Source organism: Butyrivibrio sp. (genome assembly GCF_024699075.1).
Genome location: NZ_JAILQF010000354.1, coordinates 1 through 2127, shown reverse-complemented (window position 1 = coordinate 2127; position 2127 = coordinate 1). Strand labels below are relative to the sequence as shown.

Annotated in this window: 3 protein-coding genes; all 3 read left to right on the top strand. The window is 39.3% G+C overall.

What is annotated here, in order from left to right:
- A partial coding sequence (gene ribA, locus K6G87_RS14330) for a GTP cyclohydrolase II (protein WP_296838708.1) occupies positions 1-558 on the top strand: 558 nt, incomplete at its 5' end.
- A gap of 179 nt (positions 559-737) precedes the next feature.
- Entirely contained in the window at positions 738-1208 is a 471-nt protein-coding gene (gene ribH, locus K6G87_RS14325; RefSeq protein ID WP_296838705.1) for a 6,7-dimethyl-8-ribityllumazine synthase, read from the top strand.
- Positions 1209-1233: 25 nt separating this feature from the next.
- A partial coding sequence (locus K6G87_RS14320; RefSeq protein WP_296838703.1) for a DUF1848 domain-containing protein occupies positions 1234-2127 on the top strand: 894 nt, incomplete at its 3' end.

The window sequence follows — 2127 nt, the reverse complement described above, 5'->3', positions numbered from 1 at the left end:
GTAAGTGATATTACAGGCGAGCATCATATAGCACTTGTTAAGGGTGATATAGGTGATGGCGAAGATGTCCTTTGCAGAGTTCATTCAGAGTGCCTTACGGGAGATGTTTTTGGTTCACTTAGATGCGACTGCGGCAAGCAGCTTTCTGCAGCACTTTCCCAGATAGAAAAAGAAGGCAGAGGAATCCTTCTCTATATGCGTCAGGAAGGAAGAGGAATCGGTCTTATAAATAAATTGAAAGCCTATGAGCTTCAGGAAAAGGGAAGAGATACAGTAGAAGCTAATATAGAACTTGGCTTTGCGCCTGACCTTCGTGAATACTGGGTCGGAGCTCAGATATTAAGAGATCTTGGAGTTAAGACACTTAACCTTCTTACCAATAACCCTAGCAAGGTTTACGGCCTTGACGGACTTGGACTTAAGATCAACAAGAGAGTGCCTATAGAGATTGAAGCTCAGAAGTATGATGAGTTTTATATGCTTACCAAGGAAAAGAAAATGGGCCATATTTTCTTAAACGAGAGCACCAAGAAGATACAGCCAAGAAGCGCTGTATAAGAGTAAAGATAAAAGAAGTGAGAACAGAAGCTGATTTAGAGGATAGCATACATATTATTCTGAGAAAGTAATAGAGATATGAAATAGTTATCCAATAAAAATGTATTAAAAGTAAAAGAGATACGAAATAGTTATTAAATAAAAACATATTAAATAATTAGTATAAAAGGAGAAAGAACATGAGTACAAAATTACTTGAAGGAAAACTTGTAGCCAAAGAAGGAATGAAGGTAGGAATCGTTGCATCAAGATTTAACGAGATAATCGTTAATAAGCTTGTAGGCGGAGCAGTTGATGGTCTTAGAAGACATGGAGTTGAGGAAGATAACATTTCTACTGCCTGGGTTCCTGGAGCATTCGAGATTCCGCTTATTGCTCAGAAAATGGCAGCAAGTGGCAAGTATGATGCTATAATTGCAGTAGGCGCTGTTATAAGAGGATCAACATCACACTATGATTATGTATGCAATGAAGTATCAAAGGGTGTTGCACAGGTAGGTCTTTCAACAGGAGTTCCTGTACTCTTTGGCGTTGTAACAACAGAGAATATAGAACAGGCAATAGAAAGAGCTGGATCCAAAGCTGGTAATAAAGGCTATGACTGTGCCCTTTCTGCCATAGAAATGGTCAACCTTATAGATCAGATCTAAAAGGCGGCCGGAATAGGAATATTTAATGATAATCAATACGGGTCAGCGAACCGATATCCCCGCTTTTTATTCAAGATGGTTTGCGAACCGGCTTAAAGAAGGATATGTCTGCGTGAGAAATCCTTATAATCCGGTACAGGTAAGTAAATACAGACTGGATCCAGGCGTGGTGGATGTAATAGGCTTTTGCAGTAAGAATCCTGCACCTTTTTTCCCATATATGGATCTTGTTAAGGATTATGGCAAATACTGGTTTGTAACAATAACTCCTTATGGCAGGGATATAGAACCAAATGTTCCCGATAAGCACAAGATAATACAGGATTTTAAAGAGCTTTCCAAAATGGTTGGTATTAATAGTATTGGTTGGCGCTATGACCCGATTTTTTTATCAGAAAGATATTCAAAGGAATATCACCTTAAGGCTTTTAGTAAGATAGCAAGAGAACTGGCAGGATATACTGATACTGTAGTCATAAGCTTTATAGACCTTTATCAGAAGGTTAAGCGCAATTTCCCAACGGCAAGGGAAGTAGAAAGAGAAGATGCTATAGAACTTGGAAAGGCAATGATAGATATAGCTTCTGATAACGGGATGGTAGTAAGACCCTGTGCGGAGGGAGATTTTCTTTCAAAGTACGGGGCAGACTGTTCTGGCTGTATGACAATTCCTATTTATGAAAAGGCTATTGGACACAGACTTATCTATAAGCAAAAGAGGCAGAACAGGAGCACCTGCGCCTGCTATCTTGCCTGTGATATAGGTACTTATGATACTTGCAGGCATCTTTGCAGATATTGCTATGCCAACAATGATAACAGGCTTGTTATGGAGAATGCAAAACGTCATGATCCTGACTCGCCATTTCTAATTGGAGGCTATGAAGACGGTGATATCATTCATGAAGTAGAACAAGAA